Source organism: Aliiroseovarius sediminis (assembly GCF_022678485.1).
Taxonomy (GTDB): Bacteria; Pseudomonadota; Alphaproteobacteria; order Rhodobacterales; family Rhodobacteraceae; genus Aliiroseovarius; species Aliiroseovarius sediminis.
In genome coordinates, this window is record NZ_JALBYP010000038.1 from 168557 (window position 1) to 185797 (window position 17241).

The 17241-nt window shown below is 57.3% G+C and carries 13 protein-coding genes and 1 tRNA gene; 5 read left to right on the forward strand and 9 right to left on the reverse strand.

The window, feature by feature from the left end; translation table 11 throughout:
- Nucleotides 1-284: 284 nt before the first annotated feature.
- From MN186_RS14925 to MN186_RS14935, 3 genes are all read right to left on the reverse strand, one after another.
- Nucleotides 285-361 (reverse strand) — tRNA-Arg (locus MN186_RS14925).
- Nucleotides 362-483: 122 nt separating this feature from the next.
- Nucleotides 484-1581, reverse strand: a complete 1098-nt coding sequence (locus MN186_RS14930; protein ID WP_242115164.1) for a CaiB/BaiF CoA transferase family protein — start codon at nt 1579-1581, stop codon at nt 484-486.
- Nucleotides 1574-2731 carry an acyl-CoA dehydrogenase family protein gene (locus MN186_RS14935; RefSeq protein ID WP_242115165.1) on the reverse strand — a complete coding sequence of 386 codons (1158 nt, stop codon included), beginning with the start codon at nt 2729-2731 and terminating at the stop codon, nt 1574-1576. Before MN186_RS14935 ends, MN186_RS14930 begins: the two co-directional genes overlap by 8 nt.
- A gap of 215 nt (nt 2732-2946) precedes the next feature.
- Between MN186_RS14935 and MN186_RS14940 the strand changes: the two genes are divergently transcribed.
- On the forward strand, nt 2947-5049 hold the full coding sequence (locus tag MN186_RS14940; protein WP_242115166.1) for a YjbH domain-containing protein: 2103 nt from the start codon (nt 2947-2949) through the stop codon (nt 5047-5049).
- Between the two features lie 4 nt (nt 5050-5053).
- Nucleotides 5054-5785: a YjbF family lipoprotein gene (locus MN186_RS14945; protein WP_242115167.1), complete on the forward strand. Its 732-nt coding sequence runs from the start codon at nt 5054-5056 to the stop codon at nt 5783-5785.
- Nucleotides 5786-5802: 17 nt separating this feature from the next.
- Here the strand turns inward: MN186_RS14945 and MN186_RS14950 are convergent, their stop codons facing one another.
- The 3 genes from MN186_RS14950 to MN186_RS14960 form a co-directional block, all read right to left on the reverse strand.
- Nucleotides 5803-7236, reverse strand: a complete 1434-nt coding sequence (locus MN186_RS14950) for a mannose-1-phosphate guanylyltransferase/mannose-6-phosphate isomerase (RefSeq protein WP_242115168.1) — start codon at nt 7234-7236, stop codon at nt 5803-5805.
- 128 nt (nt 7237-7364) lie between these two features.
- Nucleotides 7365-7595, reverse strand: a complete 231-nt coding sequence (locus MN186_RS14955; protein ID WP_242115169.1) for a hypothetical protein — start codon at nt 7593-7595, stop codon at nt 7365-7367.
- 158 nt (nt 7596-7753) lie between these two features.
- Nucleotides 7754-8392 carry a CAP domain-containing protein gene (locus tag MN186_RS14960; protein WP_242115170.1) on the reverse strand — a complete coding sequence of 213 codons (639 nt, stop codon included), beginning with the start codon at nt 8390-8392 and terminating at the stop codon, nt 7754-7756.
- Nucleotides 8393-8561: 169 nt separating this feature from the next.
- On the opposite strand from MN186_RS14960, the gene MN186_RS14965 reads away from it, so the two are divergent.
- The 3 genes from MN186_RS14965 to rfbC all read left to right on the forward strand — a co-directional run bounded on the left by MN186_RS14965 (nt 8562) and on the right by rfbC (nt 11238).
- The gene (locus MN186_RS14965; RefSeq protein ID WP_242115171.1) at nt 8562-9896 is read left to right on the forward strand and encodes a UDP-glucose dehydrogenase family protein; all 1335 of its coding nucleotides are present in this window, start codon (nt 8562-8564) and stop codon (nt 9894-9896) included.
- Entirely contained in the window at nt 9838-10578 is a 741-nt protein-coding gene (locus MN186_RS14970; protein ID WP_275066129.1) for a sugar transferase, read from the forward strand. Before MN186_RS14965 ends, MN186_RS14970 begins: the two co-directional genes overlap by 59 nt.
- Nucleotides 10579-10659: 81 nt before the next feature.
- On the forward strand, nt 10660-11238 hold the full coding sequence (rfbC, locus tag MN186_RS14975; RefSeq protein WP_242115172.1) for a dTDP-4-dehydrorhamnose 3,5-epimerase: 579 nt from the start codon (nt 10660-10662) through the stop codon (nt 11236-11238).
- A gap of 53 nt (nt 11239-11291) precedes the next feature.
- Here the strand turns inward: rfbC and MN186_RS14980 are convergent, their stop codons facing one another.
- The 3 genes from MN186_RS14980 to MN186_RS14990 all read right to left on the reverse strand — a co-directional run bounded on the left by MN186_RS14980 (nt 11292) and on the right by MN186_RS14990 (nt 17222).
- On the reverse strand, nt 11292-12116 hold the full coding sequence (locus tag MN186_RS14980; RefSeq protein WP_242115173.1) for a DUF2793 domain-containing protein: 825 nt from the start codon (nt 12114-12116) through the stop codon (nt 11292-11294).
- Nucleotides 12117-12229: 113 nt separating this feature from the next.
- Nucleotides 12230-16105 (reverse strand): hypothetical protein, encoded by a 3876-nt coding sequence (locus MN186_RS14985; protein WP_242115174.1) that lies wholly within the window; start codon nt 16103-16105, stop codon nt 12230-12232.
- 181 nt (nt 16106-16286) lie between these two features.
- A complete protein-coding gene (locus MN186_RS14990; protein WP_242115175.1) occupies nt 16287-17222 on the reverse strand; it encodes a glycosyltransferase family 2 protein in 936 nt (311 codons plus the stop codon).
- Between the last annotated feature and the right edge of the window lie 19 nt (nt 17223-17241).

Here is a 17241-nt window from a genome sequence, read left to right on the forward strand (position 1 = left end):
TCCCCCTCGGGCAACCCGATTAGACAAAACCGTGTCCTCGCTACTCTGCGGGCCGCACCACTTTTGTCGAATAGCATTGCCTCGCCCCCATCCGCGTTCGCCACGTGGCAGATCAGCAGGAACAGGCGGCTTCGCCGTCTGACCTGCAAATCAGCACTGATTTTCCGAAAGGGAAGTCAGAAAAATCGAAACCAAAGGTGGTGCGATGTGGCGTTCAGGGACACAAAAAAGGAAAGGTTCTGTCGCAAATGGAAGAACTATGTGTCGTCTGACAAAGGATGGAGTGGCGCTCTGGGGAGGATTCGAACCCCCGACCCCCTGATTCGTAGTCAGGTACTCTATCCAGCTGAGCTACCAGAGCGCGATAGGGCGGGATTTAGCGGTCTCGCCTGGCGTTTGCAAGGGGTAAATCGGGATTTCGCGAAGTCTTTTGGAGTGGATCTGAGCAGTGCGGATACCATGGGGCTTGGGGGTTGGCTGTACTTAGGACCAGCGAGCCAGGACGTGCGCGACCGGTACGGGTTTCGTGTCATTTCCTGCAACCAGAGTGCCCTTGGACGTGGACAGCTTCGGTGCAGGTGCGGGCTGGATCACGTTGCGAAGCGTGCTGAAGCTGGCGCGGGCTTTGTTGTGGGGATGGGCGGGGGCCTCGGCCAGTGACAGCACGGGCGCGCAGCAGGCGTCGGTGCCTTCAAGCAGCGCCGCCCATTCATCGCGGGTTTTCTGCTTGAAGCGGGCGGCGATGGTTTTGCGCAAGGTCGGCCAGCTTTCGATGTCCGTCTGTCTGGGCAGGTCCGCGTCTTCAAGGCCCAACCGCGACAGAAGCTCGGCATAGAATTTCGGCTCGATCGCGCCGACGGACATATGCCCGCCGCAGGCGCATTCATAGACGCGGTAGAAAGGCGCGCCGCCGTCCAGCAGGTTCGCTTCCCGACGGTCGGCCCAGATTTCGGCACCATACATGGAGTAGATCATCGCCATCAGATGGGCGGTGCCATCGGTGATGGCGGCATCCACCACCGCGCCTCGGCCGGTTTCGCGCGCGGCGTGAAGGGCGGCCAGCATCCCCGCGACTAGGTACATGCCACCACCGCCGAAATCGCCCAGAAGGTTCAGGGGCAGCACCGGTGCGTCACCGCCGATCGCGTGCAGCGCCCCGGTGATCGCGATATAGTTGATGTCATGGCCCGCCGCCTGTGCCAGCGGGCCGGACTGACCCCAGCCGGTCATCCGTCCATAGATCAGGCGCGGGTTGGTTGCGGTGAAGGCGTCAGGGCCAAGGCCAAGGCGCTCCATCACGCCCGGGCGCATCCCTTCGATCAACATGTCGGCACGGTTGATCAGATCGCGGGCGGTTTTGCGGTCGGTTTCGTCTTTAAGGTCCAACTCGACAAAACCGCGCCCCCGGTTCAGCACGTCCACCTTCTGCGGGATAAGCGGTTTGAGGTTCGGGCGCTGAATGCGCACCACGTCCGCCCCCATATCCGCCAGCCACATTGCGGCAAAGGGTGTGGGGCCAAGGCCCTGAATCTCGACCACTTTCAGGCCATGCAGCGGTCCGTGTCCACGCTTTTCAGACATCAATCGACCGTGCGATCAGTTCCTTCATGATCTCGTTCGTTCCGCCATAGATCATCTGCACGCGGGCGTCGGCATAGAGCCGCGCGATAGGGTACTCCATCATGTAGCCATAACCACCGAACAGTTGCAGGCATTCGTGCATGACCTCGTTCTGCACTTCGCTGCCCCAGTATTTCGCCATCGAAGCTGTGGGCGCATCGAGAGTGCCGTCAATCAGCCGGGCGATCCCGTCATTGACGAAACTGCGCAGCACCTCTGCCTTGGTTTTGCATTCGGCCAGCTTGAACCGCGTGTTCTGGAAATCCATCACCCGTTGCCCGAAGGCCGTGCGCTCCTGCGTATAGGCTATGGTTTGTTCCAGCGCGAAATCAATGGCTCCAAGGGCCTGGATCGCGATCAAGAGCCGCTCCCACGGCAGTTGCTTCATCAGTTGATAGAACCCTTGTCCCTCTTCCGTGCCCAACAGGTTGGTCTGGGGGACTTTCACATCCTCATAGAACAGCTCGGACGTATCATTGGCCTTCATGCCCAGCTTTTTCAGGTTCTGGCCGCGCTTGAAGCCTTCGCATTGGCCCGGTTCGACCACGATCAAGGACACGCCTTTCGAGCCTGCCTCCGGGTCAGTTTTGCAAACGGTGATGATCAGGTCGGCCGCCTGTCCGTTGGTGATGAAGATTTTTGAGCCGTTGATCTTGTATTGGTTGCCGTCCTTCTCGGCACGGGTGCGCACGGCCTGAAGATCGGATCCGGTGCCCGGCTCGGTCATGGCAATGGCGCCGACAATCTCGCCCGATGCCAGTCCGGGCAGCCAGCGGGCCTTCTGTTCTTCCGTGCCATAGGCGGTGATGTAGTGCACCACGATGGACTGGATGCCATACCCCCAGCCGCAATCGCCCGTGCGGGTCTGTTCATAGATCACGACGCTTTCAAACCCCATGTCGCCCCCGGCACCGCCGAAGTCTTCGGGAATGGCGCCGCCCATGATCCCGGCTTGCCCTGCGGTGCGCCAAAAGTCGCGGTCAACGATGCCCTGATTGACCCAGCGTTCGATGTTGGGGGTCAGTTCGTCGGCAAAGAAGCGGTTGGTCATGTCTGCGAACATACGGTGTTCGTCGCTGACCCATGCGGCAGAGGGGGTGAAAAGGCTCATGCTCGACTCCGAGTTGGAAATGGTCTGGCCGGATTATAGCAATCCGTATCCGGTTCGGGGTGGTAACGTGACGTTACACCCGCTAGACGGGCGACCAAGTCATTCGTGCATTTGCGCGACAATCCACTGTAAATAACGCCGCATTTGCGGTTTTGCGTGATTTGTCCGTAAGGATCGCGTATCTGAACAAAAAAAGATGTTGAACGGAGATGGCGGTGAACATTTCTCGGGTAGTTTTTCCTAAGTTGGCGGCCTTGGGTCTTGCGGCAACCCCTGCGGTTGCCGATGTCGGCACCCAAACGACAAGCTATACGATCTATGGCACGCCCGGCCTGATCGCTATGCCAACAGCCGAGGTCGCAACAGACAGCGAGCTTGCGTTTACCTATTCGCAGTTTGGGCCAAACGCGAGCGGCACCTTGACCTTTCAGATCACTCCGCGCCTGTCGGGCAGCTTTCGCTATGCCAAAATTGCTGACTTCCACCCGGTCGTGGGCGACTATTTCGACCGCAGTTTCGATGTCCGGTACCGCGTTTTGAATGAAAGCAAGTACTTCCCAGCAATGTCCGTCGGCGTGCGCGATTTCATTGGCACCGGTATTTATTCCAGCGAATATATCGTCGCCACCAAAACAATCGGTGATCGCTTGCGTCTGACCGGTGGTCTTGGCTGGGGCCGCTTGGGCAGTTACGAACCGATTGGCGCCATTGGCGGCGCGCGCCCGGATTGGGACTTCGGCAAGGGCGGCACCCTGAACCTGAGTCAGTGGTTCAAAGGCGATTTTGCCCCGTTTGCCGGTGTGTCCTATCAGGTCAGCGACAAGCTGACCGTGAAGGCGGAATACAGTTCCGATGCGTACGAACAGGAAGTTGCCGCAGGCGTGATGGAGCATAAGACGCCCTTCAACTTCGCGGTGGATTACCGGGTTTCACCCAGCATTCATGTCAACGCCTTTTATCTGGCTGGCGATACAATTGGTGCCAATCTGGTCATCCGTCTGAACCCGCGTGACCCCGTGGCGCGCTCGGGGACGGAAGGTGCACCATTGCCGGTCAAACCGCGTCCGCCACGTTCGAACGCGCAGGCTTGGGGGACCGAATGGATTGCCGACCCCACCAACGAAACCGGTATCCGCAAAGCGGTCGCCGATGCGCTGGGCAAAGAAGGCATCAAGCTGCAAAGCCTTGCCTTGGGCACCACGCGGGCCGAACTGAAGGTGGACAACCGCAAATTCCATTCGCAGGCGCAGGCCATCGGGCGAACGGCGCGGGTCTTGACCCATGCTATGCCACCGTCGGTCGAGATATTCGCGATTACGCTGGTCGACAACGGTATTCCCTTGTCGAAAGTTACGATGCGGCGCAGCGATATCGAGCGGTTGGAGCACGCCCCCGCAAGCGATATTCTGAACCGTGTGGCCATCGACGAAGCGAAGCCGCGCGCTGTGCGCAGGTCGGAAGTGGTTGCGGTCGAAGAACCATTCCGCTGGTCGCTCGCCCCCTATCTGTCGCTTGGTTATTTCGATCCCGACAGCCCCGTTCGCGGTGATCTTGGGGTCAAGCTCAGCGCTTCGTATCATGTGGCGCCGAACTTCGTTATTTCGGGCGCGCTGTCGAAAAGCCTTCTGGGTCGTGCGGATGCGGACGACTATACGCCGTCATCGAACCTGCCGCCCGTTCGGACTCAGGCGGCGCTTTATTCTGCCGAGGCAAATCCAGGCATCTCGAACCTGACGGCATCCTGGTATGGTCGTCCTGGCAAAAACCTTTATAGCCGCGTGACGTTGGGATACATGGAAAGCATGTTTGGCGGTGCGGCTGCTGAAGTGCTGTGGAAGCCCGTTGACAGCAATCTCGCAGTGGGGGCGGAACTCGCTTGGGTCAAGCAACGCGATTTCGATCAGCTGTTTGGCTTTCAGGATTATGATGTCGTGACCGGGCACGTGTCGGCCTATTACGATTTCAACAACGGCTTCTCGGCACAGGTTGATGCGGGCCGTTATCTGGCAGGCGACTATGGTGCATCACTGTCGGTCGACCGGACTTTTGCCAACGGTTGGAAGGTTGGTGCTTATGTCACCAAGACGAACGTTTCAGCCGAAGATTTCGGCGAAGGGTCGTTTGACAAGGGCATCAAGATTTCGTTGCCGTTGGAATGGGCGCTGGGCACGCCAACCCGCAACGCATCCAGTGCGGTTGTGCGATCGCTTGAACGTGACGGCGGCGCCCGCTTGCGTACCGAAGGCCGCCTTTTTGACTGGGTCGACAGCGGTCACGGCGATGCGTTGACCGACCGTTGGGGTAAATTCTGGAGGTAATCCAATGACCGAACCGGCCAAGGCGTTCGTCTCTGTTGCCCGTACGACCCTGCTGGGAACTGCCACAGCGGCTTTTCTGGCTGCCTGCGGTGCTGATACAAGCCAAGGCGAGCTTTCGATGAAAATCTTCGAGGTTGCAAAGGACGCCAGCAAGGATTTGAAGCCCAAGGGCGACGGCTCGCCTGACAAAAAAGGCGGGCAGGGGGCGGCCAACCCCAATGTCATCGTCGCTAAAGCTTTAAAGGCAACGCCCGGTCCGGTGGCGTTGGTTGTGCGCTTGGATACCAAGGCAGTGCTGGCGATGAACCCAGTGGGACGCAACGCGGGTTATGTCACGTGGGGCAGTGCGACGGGGCAGGGGCTGACGTTCAGGAACGGCGTTCTGGCCAATACGCGTGGCTTGGGCGAGGATCTGATGTCATCGCGCATTGACCGCGCGGTTTCCGCGATCACGTCGCGCGGGAACGCGAGCTATCGTCGTGAACATGTCTATCTTGACGGTGTTGGGGAAAGCCAAAGCCTGATCGTGAACTGCACCCTGCGTCGCACCAAGACCGAAAAGGTCGCCCTTGGTGCCATCAATGCGGATGCGGCGATTATGAAAGAAAGCTGCCGTGGGGACGAAGTGGTTTTTGACAACCGTTATTGGGTGGATGGGCGCGGACGCATCTTGAAATCCAGCCAGTGGGTCAGCCAAGAGATTGGCAACCTCGCCATCCAGAACTTGCGTCTATAGCGTCTGTGGCTAGCTGATCATCGACGGGCGTAGACGTCTTCAAGCCGCTGAATGTCATCTTCACCCAGATAGGGGCCGGTCTGCACTTCGATCAGAACTGCATCGCTGGGGCCGTTGTTTTCCAGGCGATGTACCTCGCCGGTGGGAACATAGGCCGATTGGTTGGCAGACAGTTCGACCGTCTGATCCCCGATGGTCACATGCGCCGCACCGCTGACCACAACCCAGTGTTCGGCGCGGTGCGTATGGGATTGCAACGACAAGACACCCCTTGGATGGACCGTGATCAATTTCACCTTGAAGCCCGGCCCGACAACCAGTTCTTCGAACCAACCCCAAGGTCGATAGTCGCGCGGCCGAATGGTCGCCTGCGGCGCATCCTTCGCTTTCAGGTGTTTGACCACGGCGCCGATGTCATTCGCCCTGCTGCGATCTGCAACCAGCACCGCGTCTTTCATCGCGACGGCAACAAGATCGCGCAAGCCAACGCCGACGATGGTTTGCTCGGGTCGTTCCGACATCAGCAAACTGCCTTCGCAATCGATGCTATGGGCATTGCCAAGGGTCACAACGCCGGTCTGGTTGGGGTCGGCGCGACATTCCTCGCGCCAGATGCCCTGCCAACTGCCCAGGTCCGACCAGTGACCGGCAAAGGGCACCGCGCTCAGGTTATCGGCGCGCTCCATGATTGCGTAATCAAGCGAGGTATCTGGCACCGCCTGCCATGCCGCCTTGTCCAGCCGGGTGAATCCGAGGTCCACATCGTTAGGTGCAAGCGCGGCGATGACGGGCGCGACCATCTCGGGTGCGTGTTTGGCGAAGGCGTCTTGCATGTCGCTGCTGTGAAACAAAAAGATGCCAGCGTTCCAAAGATGCCGCCCGCTGGCCATCATCGCAGCAGCGGTTTCCAGATTGGGCTTTTCGGTGAAGGATTGAACTGGAACTGGGTCGTTGTTTGGACGGCGGTCGGCGGCGAGTTCAAGATAGCCATATCCCGTCTCGGGGCGATCCGGGGTGATACCGAACGTCACCAGATTGCCTGCATTGGCGGCGACGGCGCCTTTGTTAATTGCGTCGACAAACCCGTCTGTGTCGTCGATCAGGTGATCCGACGGGGCAACGATGCACAGAGCGTCCCCTGTGCGCTGGGCCTGTGCCATGACCGCCGCCAGCACGGCCCCCGCGGTGTTACGCGAAAACGGTTCAAGCAAGATCAGCTCGGGCAGGGTGCCGATTTCGCCCATCTGTTCGACGATATGAAAGCGATAGCGTTCGTTGGTAACAATAATGGGGCGAGTGAAATTGCGTGATCGGAAACGTTGCACCGTTTGCTGGAACAAACTGGGCGCCTTGCCGATTTTCAGAAACTGCTTGGGATAGCTTTCGCGCGAAATTGGCCAAAGCCGCGTGCCAACGCCGCCTGCCAAAATGATCGGCGTGATCTTATGCAATTCAGAGCATCCTTCGCACCGATGGCCGGGCGTTCATCCAATGGCGGGAACATGAAGCGCAGAACCAAAAACGGCAAGCCCCGAGGGCCTGCCGTTCAAGATCGAACACTTCTTACGAAGCAATCAAATTAGTTGGCGGTCGCAGTCGCAGTCGCGTCTTCGTCGTCGTCCGAAGCGGCGATGATGCCAGCAACGACAGCCAGACCAAGCAGGGCCAGACCGGTGTTACCGATCGAGGTGCCGGCTTCTTCGACAACAACGATTTCTTCTTCAACAACTGCGTCGCCATATGCGCCAGCGAAAGCGGGTGCGGACAGAGCGATCATGCCAGCAGCGGCAAGGGTCATCACTTTTTTCATGTTTCATACTCCATAATTAATTAGCGGGCAGCGCCGATTTGACGCGCCGTCCATATTTGTTTTGCATACCACGGCGGCTATTGGAAGTCTGTTCTTGTATTCCACGCCCAAGGCGCGCAGAAGTTCGCCGCCCTGTGGCAGCGATGCAATACTTGGCCTTATCCAGCAAAGATTTGGGTAAGGAATACCGAACCACAGTATTGCGAACCTGGCTGAATACCGGCCCCAACACCGCTATAGCGCAGCTGTTTGCCAAGGATGTTCTTTCTATGTCCGGGTGATTCCATCCACTTTCGTACAATCAAACTGGCAAGGCTGTTATAGCTATGGCGCCCAACTCTGCGCCCCCCGTTTGCGATGAAATGGCATTTCTGGGATGACCGAATCACGAAGTTGTGGCCGTCGATGGCATAAAGGTGTACCCAACCGATATTTTCTGCCCCTGTGCGGAAGCGAACACCCGATGCGCGCAGACGGTCTTTCAGGCTGCGCTTAAAGCCCCCCGACGCTTTGTGACTAAGCTTCTGGTGGCGGGCCATCCATGTTGAATGTCGCGTCGCCTGCTCTCTTAATCCCGGCGCGGTTTTCACTGGGGACAGGCTGCGTTTGCACCGTTCGGCGTTGACACGTTCAATGACTGCGCGATTTAGCAATGATTGGTTCAAGCCATTGACGGTGATGGCCTTTTCGGCGCCAGAGATTTTCTTTACGGCGCATGAAGCATTGGCCGTCGTTGCAAATGTCATAAACGAAATGCCAAGCGCGACCGCCACGGATCTTAGAGTTGTTTTTTTCATCTGTTCTGCCCGGATGAGTGGTTGTAGAGGGCATTTTAGTACCCGGAAATGACGGACGCACGGCGGAAATAGGGCGATCTTGCGATGGGCGAGAATTCGCCCTGCATTGACAGGGTTTGCGTCATGTATCATCCCGGCGTAGATTACAAAAAAAAGAGGTTACGGGCCGATGAAAATTGCGATGATTGGCACCGGGTATGTCGGTTTGGTTTCGGGTGTTTGTTTTTCGGATTTTGGCCATGAAGTGGTCTGCGTTGACAAGGATCCGGCGAAGATCGAAATGCTCGAAGCGGGCGAGGTGCCGATCTACGAACCGGGTTTGGATGACCTGATGGTGAAGAACGTCGCCGCGGGTCGCCTTTCGTTTACCCAAAACCTGAAAGAAGCGGTCGCAGGGGCAGACGCCATCTTTATCGCCGTCGGGACGCCGACCCGGCGCGGTGATGGTCATGCGGACCTGACCTTTGTTTATGCCGTCGCCGAAGAAATTGCCGATTCGCTTGAAGATTACGCCGTCGTTGTCACCAAATCGACAGTGCCGGTCGGCACCAACCGCAAGGTCAAGGAACTGATCCGGAAGGCGCATCCCGAGCTTGATTTTGACGTGGCTTCGAACCCCGAATTTCTGCGCGAAGGGGCGGCAATCGACGACTTTATGCGCCCCGACCGGGTCGTAGTTGGTGTGCAGAATGAACGCGCAGCCAATGTCATGGCTGATATATATCGCCCGCTTTTCCTGCGCGACTTTCCGATCGTCACGACCGATCTGGAAAGTGCCGAGATGATCAAATATGCCGCCAACGCGTTTCTGGCGACCAAGATCACATTTATCAACGAAATTGCTGCACTGTGCGAACGGGTCGGTGCGGATGTGAAGCAGGTTTCCAAGGGCATTGGCCTGGATGGTCGTATTGGGAACAAGTTTCTTCACGCGGGTCCAGGTTATGGCGGCAGTTGTTTTCCCAAGGACACCAAGGCGCTTGCCCGGATCGGACAAGAGGCCGGGATGCCGATGCAGATCACGGAAACAGTGATCAGCGTCAATGACGAAACAAAACGGCGGATGGTCGATAAGGTCATTGATCTTTGTGATGGTTCGGTTTCTGGCAAGACGATTGCGGTTTTGGGTGTGACATTTAAACCCAACACAGATGACATGCGCGACGCGCCCAGCCTAACCATCGTGCCAACTTTGATCGGACGCGGTGCAAAGGTGCGCGTGGTTGACCCCCAAGGCTTGCGCGAAGGCGAGGCGCTTTTGCCGGGTGCACAATGGTTCGAAGATGCGTATAACGCTGTTCAGAGCGTGGATGCTGTTGTGATCCTGACCGAATGGAACGAATTCCGAGCCTTGGATTTAAAACGTCTTGTCGAATTGATGGAAACCCCCAGAATGGCCGATCTTCGGAACATCTATTCGCCAGAAGATGCAAAAGAGGCCGGCTTTGTCGCATATTGTGCCATTGGTCGGCGTGGTTTCGGGCCGGATGGTTGGCATGGTTGAAGTCTCGTATTCGAAGGTCGGGTTGGGTGAATGGAAAGAAGTGGGGATGAAGCGTCTTTTCGACATCGTGCTTGCGTTTGCGCTGATCGGTCCAGTCATTCCGACACTGGCGGTGCTATATGTGGTGGTAACGCTGCGTGATGGGCGGCCGTTCATTTATCGCTCGCGTCGCAATCAGACCTTCGACAAGACTTTTGATCTTTTGAAGATCCGCAGCATGCGGACGGTGCCTGCGCATGAAAATGTCGGGGTCACCGGTGGTCATAAGAAAAACCGCATCACGCCGATGGGAAAGTTTCTGCGTGCCCACCGTCTGGACGAGCTTCCGCAAATCTGGAACGTTTTGAAGGGCGAAATAAGCTTTGTCGGTCCCCGACCGCCCGAACCGCGTTATGTCGAGGCGCGGCCCAACATCTACCGGCAAGTCCTGAAAGATCGTCCGGGGATCACCGGTTTGGCATCGATCATTTTTCACAGCCACGAAGAAAAGTTACTGGCGGCATGTGACACTCAGGCAGAAGCCGAAGGCGTTTACCTGCGGCGCTGTGTGCCACGCAAGGCCGCGCTGGACCATATCTATCACGTCAACAAGTCGTTGCGGCTGGACTTGTATATTCTTTATCTCACCGCCGCCAAACTGTTTCCCTTGCCCGGTCGGCGTGCAAAACGCATCCGGGGTTAAGCCCGCATCACCCCTAACCCATCCGGCGCGATACACTGGCACACCCGCTAGCCAAAGCCATACCATAACGGAGCCGTATTCGTGAAAGTCGAACAAACCAAATTGGAAGGCGTTGTAATCGTGACGCCTGCCCGCCATGGTGACAACCGAGGTTTTTTTAGCGAAACTTTTTCGACCCGCGCGATGGCGCAGGCGGGATTGCCGTCTGAATTTGTGCAAGACAACCTGTCGCGGTCGGCCAACAAAGGCACTGTGAGGGGCCTGCATTGCCAAGCCCCGCCCCATGCGCAGGCCAAGCTGGTGCGATGTCTGCGCGGTGCTATTCTGGATGTGGCCGTGGATGTGCGGCATGGATCGGACACGTATGGCGAATGGGTTGCGGTTGAACTGTCGGATGACAATGGGGCCGCGTTGCTGGTGCCCGAAGGGTATCTGCACGGGTTCATTACGCTGACGGACGGCGTGGATGTGTTCTACAAATGCTCGGACCACTACGCGCCCGAAACCGAGATGTCGGTGCGGTTTGACGACCCCGATATCGGCATTGACTGGGGTATGCCCTCGGACGAAGCCACGTTAAGCGCGAAGGACAGAGAAGCCGGGAGGTTGGCCGATTTTGTCACACCATTTGATCTAGGCGGCGGTCCGCGTGACGCATAGAAAAACGCACGCAGGAAAACCGGCGTGCGTTCTTTTTTGGGGCGGTAGGTGGTTCAGATCGCGCTGCCGTCACTGACTTTCAGCCACGACGCGCCATCGCTGAACGCCAATTGCGCACCGCCCGTGGCGTCGGACACAAACGCGACCCCGCCGGTGCCTACGGCTGCCGCATCAGGTAGGTTGGCGGTGGCGGTTGGCGTCAGCCGCATGATCCCGTCCACATCCAGTTTTGCCGCTGGGCTTTTCCCGATACCGACATCACCCGACCCGCTGGCCACAATCGCCTGATTCCATGCGCTGCCATCCGGGCTGGTCTTGATGCGGAAATCGTCATCCCCGGTTAGCCCGAATTCGGCGCGGCCTGACCAGTTCGATTGGAACAACAGCGATGCGGTGTCGCTGGTATCGGCCTTGTTGATCTTCAGCTGGTGCGATGTGCCGTTATGCGAAAGCAACGTCGCATCAGCCGAGACCGCCAGCTTGTTGATCGCATCGGCGGCGGTGTTTACCCCGACCAGTTCCAGATTGTTGGTCGACGCCGCCGTGTCGACCCAAGCAGCCCCATCGAACCTCAGCTGTTGCCCGGCGTTGGTCACATCCGCGCGCCAACCGGCCTGAGGGGCCAAGAATTGCCACTCGCCATCCTGAAGCCACGCGATGCTGTGATCTTTACCGACCCAAACCCCTGTGGCGGCGGCGGGCACGATGTGACGATCGCCCTCGTTGGCGGCCACGGGTGGAGCCAGATCATCAGCCGAGATCACAGCCAATTGCACAAGGATATCCAATATCCGGACGGCTTCATTATGCGTTACATGCTTCTGTGCCTGTGCGGCTTGGATCAAAGGAAGGGACAAGATGGGCGACGTATCGGGCATACCGGGAACTCCATGCGAAATTGCTTTCGACGATTGATCGCTTCAAAGAGTTTACGTTTCTTGATGTTGCCGTGCGCTGGCTTGAATTGAATTGGCGCGTTCCCAAGTCGCCATCATAGCAAGAAAACGTTGTCGTGAAGCAAATCAAGCTGGTCAATCCCTTCCACTGTCAGGCTATTTCCATCCCCAAAGTCAAAAACCGCGTCGCCGTCGATGATTTGGGCGTAAGACAGTATTTCCTGCGGGGTCTTATGCCCCCCGCCCCAAAGCCCATCCCATATCCGGATCGTCTCGTGATTTTCGTCAAAATCGGTGATGCGGTCATTTCCGTCATTGAAGGTGAATACATCGACCTGGTCGCCGCCCGTTAGAATATCGTCGCCCCAATCCCCGGACAACACGTCGCGCCCGTTGCCACCTAACAGAATGTCTGTGCCAGAATTGCCATTTAGGTGATCATCGCCGTTGCCACCGTTCAACGTGTCGTCGCCAGAAGCGCCGCGTAGGATATCGTTGCCGTTTCGGCCCAGAAGTCGGTTGTTGGCGCTGTTGCCGATGAATTTATCATCGAAGTCGGACCCAACCAGGTTCTCGACATCAACGAATGTATCCCCCGCCATACTGCCGTATCCTTTACCATGAATAAGTGAGATGACGGCACGCGAAGTCACCCCCGTCATCACAACGGTATCGCTTCCATGGCCGCCATCATATTTCTCGGCCCCCTGACCTGCGACGATGAAAATGTCATCTCCATCTCCGCCATAAAGCTTGTCGTTGCCCCCCATACCTTTGAATCTGTCATTACCGGCGCCGCCGTACAGAGAGTTTGCGCCTCTGCTTCCGATCAGTATGTCGTTGAAATCCGATCCAAAGATGTTCTCGATCGAAAACAGCTTGTCGCCGAATGCACCGCCCGAATGAACATTGTAGATCAAGTTTATAACGACACTGGATTCCGACGTCGAATAGCTGGCTGTATCCCACCCGGCGCCCCCATACAGATGGTCGTGGCCCTTGCCGCCTGCCAGAATATCATGGCCATTCTCACCTTTCAGAATGTCGTCGCCATCATCACCGAACAGTCGGTCGTTCCCGTTGCCTCCGAAAAGACTATCTTGCCCGTTGCCGCCATACAATTGGTCTGCGCCGCCTTGGCCGCGTAGATCATCATTGCCACCGCCGCCGATGATCCGATTGCTGCCATGGCTGCCGATGACAAAGTCGTCATGGTCCGTGCCAATCGCATTCTCGATCGAGCGAAAGCGGTCGACCGAGCCCGCAACGACCCCCTTGCCGTGCTGTAGATTGATCCGCACATGCGAGCCCCACGCAGAATAGTCGACGGTGTCCCAGCCTGTGCCGCCCAAATACCGGTCGTTGCCGCCACTGTCGATGAACTGGTCATGACCGTTGCCGCCCCAGATCACATCATGCCCGGGGCCGCCGACCAACCGGTCATTACCATCTCCTCCGCTTAGCTTGTCATTTCCGCGCTCTCCGGAAATCCAATCGTCGCCTGCGCCGCCAATAAGACCATCGTTGCCATCACCGCCAAAAAGCGTATCGTTACCAGCGTCACCGAGAAGTCGATCGTCACCACCACCGCCGCGAATAAGATCGTCGCCCGCCAAGCCGCGAATAATGTTCACGTTTTCGTCACCTATGATCGTGTCATCGAAAGACGACCCGTTAATATTTTCGATCGAGATCAGGGTGTCCCCAAAGACCATCGTCCGGGCACTTTTCAACGTCATGTCGATCTGGATTGGTCCCATGGCACTGCTGTAATCCGCGCAATCTGTTCCCGATCCGCCATCCAGAATATTCGAACCCTCACCACTGATAAGGATGTCGTCCCCTGCACCGCCCAGAAGGTAATCGTTGCCCGCGCCGCCGTTCAACGTGTCTGCGCCTGCAAGACCGGTTAACGTATTCGCAAGGTGGTTGCCTGTCAGCGTATCGCTATGGGCGGATCCTGTCAGGCTTTCGATGTTGAACAGCATGTCACCAATGGCCGCCCCTGCCGTCAGGTTGTCCTGCAATGAGACAATCACAGCTTCGCCCATCGCAGAGTAGCTTGCCGTGTCCCGGCCGGAGCCGCCATCCAGAAGGTCGGCGCCTCGCCCGCCGTGCAGAACGTCGTTGCCAGCGCCGCCCGTCAGCACATTTTCCAGGTGATTCCCGATCAGGACGTCGCTGAAAGCGGACCCGACAATGCCTTCAATGAACTTGTATTGATCCCCTGCCGCAGCGCCGTTTGAATCGTTGGCACCCAGATTGACCACCACAGCAGAGGGTGCAGCAGCATAGGATACGGTGTCACGACCGGTGCCGCCATTGAAGAAGTCCGCGCCCTCGGACCAAAGGAAGGTGTCGTTTCCATCGCCCCCTTTTAATGTGTCGACACCTTTGTTGCCGACCAGAATATCTGCGCCTGGTGTGCCCTCGACAATCTGAGGGATATAATTGAAACCGCTGGCGGGGCGATCCAGTGCGAGTGTGTCCTTGGTTGTGAAATCTTGTGCTGTCAGCGCAGTGCCTGATGCGCTGTGGACGTGAATAACCTCGTTTCGGTAGATTATGTCAGCGCCCCAGTGACGTGAGATGATGTTGAGTTGATTGGCGTCATACAACATGAAGAAATCGGACAGGTCCAACTGATCGATGCCCGCTTCGAAGTCTGTAATGGTATCCGGCTGATCATCGGCCGTCAGCACGAAAATGTCCGCCCCTGCGCCCCCGGTCAGCCCGTCTTGTCCGGTCCCGTCGTGCAAGATGTCGTCGCCCGCGCCGCCATTGATGTGATCGTTGCCAGCGCCGCCATCAAGAATGTCATTGCGGGCGGTACCGGTCATTTGGCTGGCCGACCCATCGCCCTGGAGGGTAAACCCAATGGAGCCTGGATCAACCTCGAACTGGGTGATGCCAGTCTCCGTTTCGCTCGTAGCATAAACTTGGATTTTGCCACCAACGTATTCCGCCGTGAGCGACGCAATGTTTTGCAGCGCGGTTGCATGGCTGTCAGCAACCGTATCAAGCAAAACAAGCTTGCCATCGGGAAGCAGAGTAAACAGGGATAGGCCGTCATCGGCTCCACCAGCAACCACGAAGAGGCGGTCGTCAACTTGTACGGACGTGACTTCGGTGACTTTGTGAAATCTTGTCCAAAGGTTGTCTATGACATGGTCCACGGGCTCTAACGTGCCATCGGCGTTGACCTTCAAAACCGTAAGCGACGATGTTCCGCTGCTTGCCACGATCGCGAAGGCTTGACCGGCGACGGTCCCTGTTGTCAGCGCCGTCGGAACCGAGATCGGCAACATGGCATCAGCCGAGAATGCAGACACCTCAACCGGGCTGCCACTCTCGTCCAAAGTATAGCTTTTCAGACCATGGGTATGTTGCGACAGTGCGATAAGCACCGGGTTTTCATCGACGCTTAAGACCTCAAGATCTGCGATGTCGGCAGCGCCGGTCCCTGATGGCGTGCTGAGGTTATCCTGAACCAACAACTGATGTGTGCTGTCGATGGTATAATGAACAAAGCCCGTGCTAGTGGCATTGGCTGCGTAGACATGCGCAACGCCGTCGATCGTGGTTGATGTCATCGCGGACAGATTACCTTGACCGCCCGCGTCCCATTCCAGTTGGACACTGCCGCCTAGATGTCCGGCGTGATCGACCTTTATCCCGTCCAGAAGCCAGTCATATCGCCCATAGGTGACAAAATAAGATTGCCCCGCATATTCCAGAAACTCGATTTGCGCCGACGGGGACGCCATCAGCGAATAGGAATAGGCAGTTTGATCGACGGCCTGAGTAACACCACTGTTGGTGATAGAGAAGACGGTCGCGCCGCCCCCATAACCGGTCGTCGAATAGAGGTATGGCGCTCCATCGTGCCATGCGACCTCCAGATCTGTGACGCCCGACACATATTGCAACCCGGCCCCTGCCAGGGTCCCCGACAAAACGAAACTGGACATGCTAACCACCCCACGTGATCGCCCCGCAAGAAATCCTTGCAGATATCAGGGTCGTTCAGAGGTTCTAACAAGTGGTTTGCAAATTGTGGCGGAGGTGCGGAAAGAAACAAAAACTCAAAGTTAACGTCCAAGGCGCGCGCTATCTGAACGTATATCTCGAGATATTCGGGCCCGCCGTGTATCAGAGCCGTTTTGTCAACGCCGCAAACCAAAGGGCGACAGTGCCGATTAGTGTTTGGCGATAGATGCCGGTGCGCCAGACCGTTGCAAGCCGTTGCCAAGCTGGCAATTGGGCCAAGCGGGCGAAATTGTCAAGGATGGCACGGTTTTCTGGCGTAAGTCGGTGTTCCGAGTATCTCAACGCCGCGATATTCGTCTTGTTCCAAACAGCATAATTCCCGCTAAGAAGCATCGACACACGTTTCAGCTTGGCGCGGGTCCCATCATTGGCGCCGATTTCGTTGCCGTCATGCTGACGATACAGCAGCGTCGGTTCGTCATCATGCACCAGCTTGCCGCCGACCCCTGATATTATTTGATAAATCCACCAATCGTGAACGACGATCGCTTTTGGTTCGTGGGCTGCATCAGCAACCAGCTGTGCGGCAGCAGGGTTCAGAAGTGTTGTGTTGCCCGAAGCAACATTCTGCACCAGAGCATTGCGAAAACTCAGCGCACGCGGGCGTCTTGCGGACATGCGCCGGACGTTCAGGCGCGCATCGGTTAACCAGGTCCGGCTGCAATACAGCGCTGGCACACTGTCTTCGACCGGTCCAAGCGCCGCAATACCGCGGGTAAGCCGGTCGGGCAGCCACACATCGTCCTGATCGCAAAACGCCAAGTAGGTTTCGCAGGCGACGTGTGTTCGGTAGCGCGTAAGCAGCGACATAAAGTTCGCCCCGGCACCATGGCACGGGCCATCCAGCAGAGTGATTTCGTGCCCCTCGTCCCCGAAATTGTTAATAATGTCACGGGTTTCATCGGACGAGTTGTCATCGCTGACGATCAGCGACCAATTGGCGAAGTCCTGCACCGCGATGCTTTCCAACTGTGCGCGTAGATTTTTCGCGCCATTATGGGTTGCTAGCAGGATGGTGACATGAGAGGGGTGCGCCATTGCGAGGCCTCGTTTCCTG

Bases quoted from the DNA above. Each gene is read 5' to 3' on its own strand.
- MN186_RS14930 (WP_242115164.1), bottom strand. From the start codon at position 1,581: ATGTCTGAAAAGCGTGGACACGGACCGCTGCATGGCCTGAAAGTGGTC.
- MN186_RS14955 (WP_242115169.1), bottom strand. From the start codon at position 7,595: ATGAAAAAAGTGATGACCCTTGCCGCTGCTGGCATGATCGCTCTGTCC.
- MN186_RS14980 (WP_242115173.1), bottom strand. From the start codon at position 12,116: ATGCCCGATACGTCGCCCATCTTGTCCCTTCCTTTGATCCAAGCCGCA.
- MN186_RS14985 (WP_242115174.1), bottom strand. From the start codon at position 16,105: ATGTCCAGTTTCGTTTTGTCGGGGACCCTGGCAGGGGCCGGGTTGCAA.
- MN186_RS14935 (WP_242115165.1), bottom strand. From the start codon at position 2,731: ATGAGCCTTTTCACCCCCTCTGCCGCATGGGTCAGCGACGAACACCGT.
- MN186_RS14990 (WP_242115175.1), bottom strand. From the start codon at position 17,222: ATGGCGCACCCCTCTCATGTCACCATCCTGCTAGCAACCCATAATGGC.
- MN186_RS14960 (WP_242115170.1), bottom strand. From the start codon at position 8,392: ATGAAAAAAACAACTCTAAGATCCGTGGCGGTCGCGCTTGGCATTTCG.
- MN186_RS14945 (WP_242115167.1), top strand. From the start codon at position 5,054: ATGACCGAACCGGCCAAGGCGTTCGTCTCTGTTGCCCGTACGACCCTG.
- MN186_RS14965 (WP_242115171.1), top strand. From the start codon at position 8,562: ATGAAAATTGCGATGATTGGCACCGGGTATGTCGGTTTGGTTTCGGGT.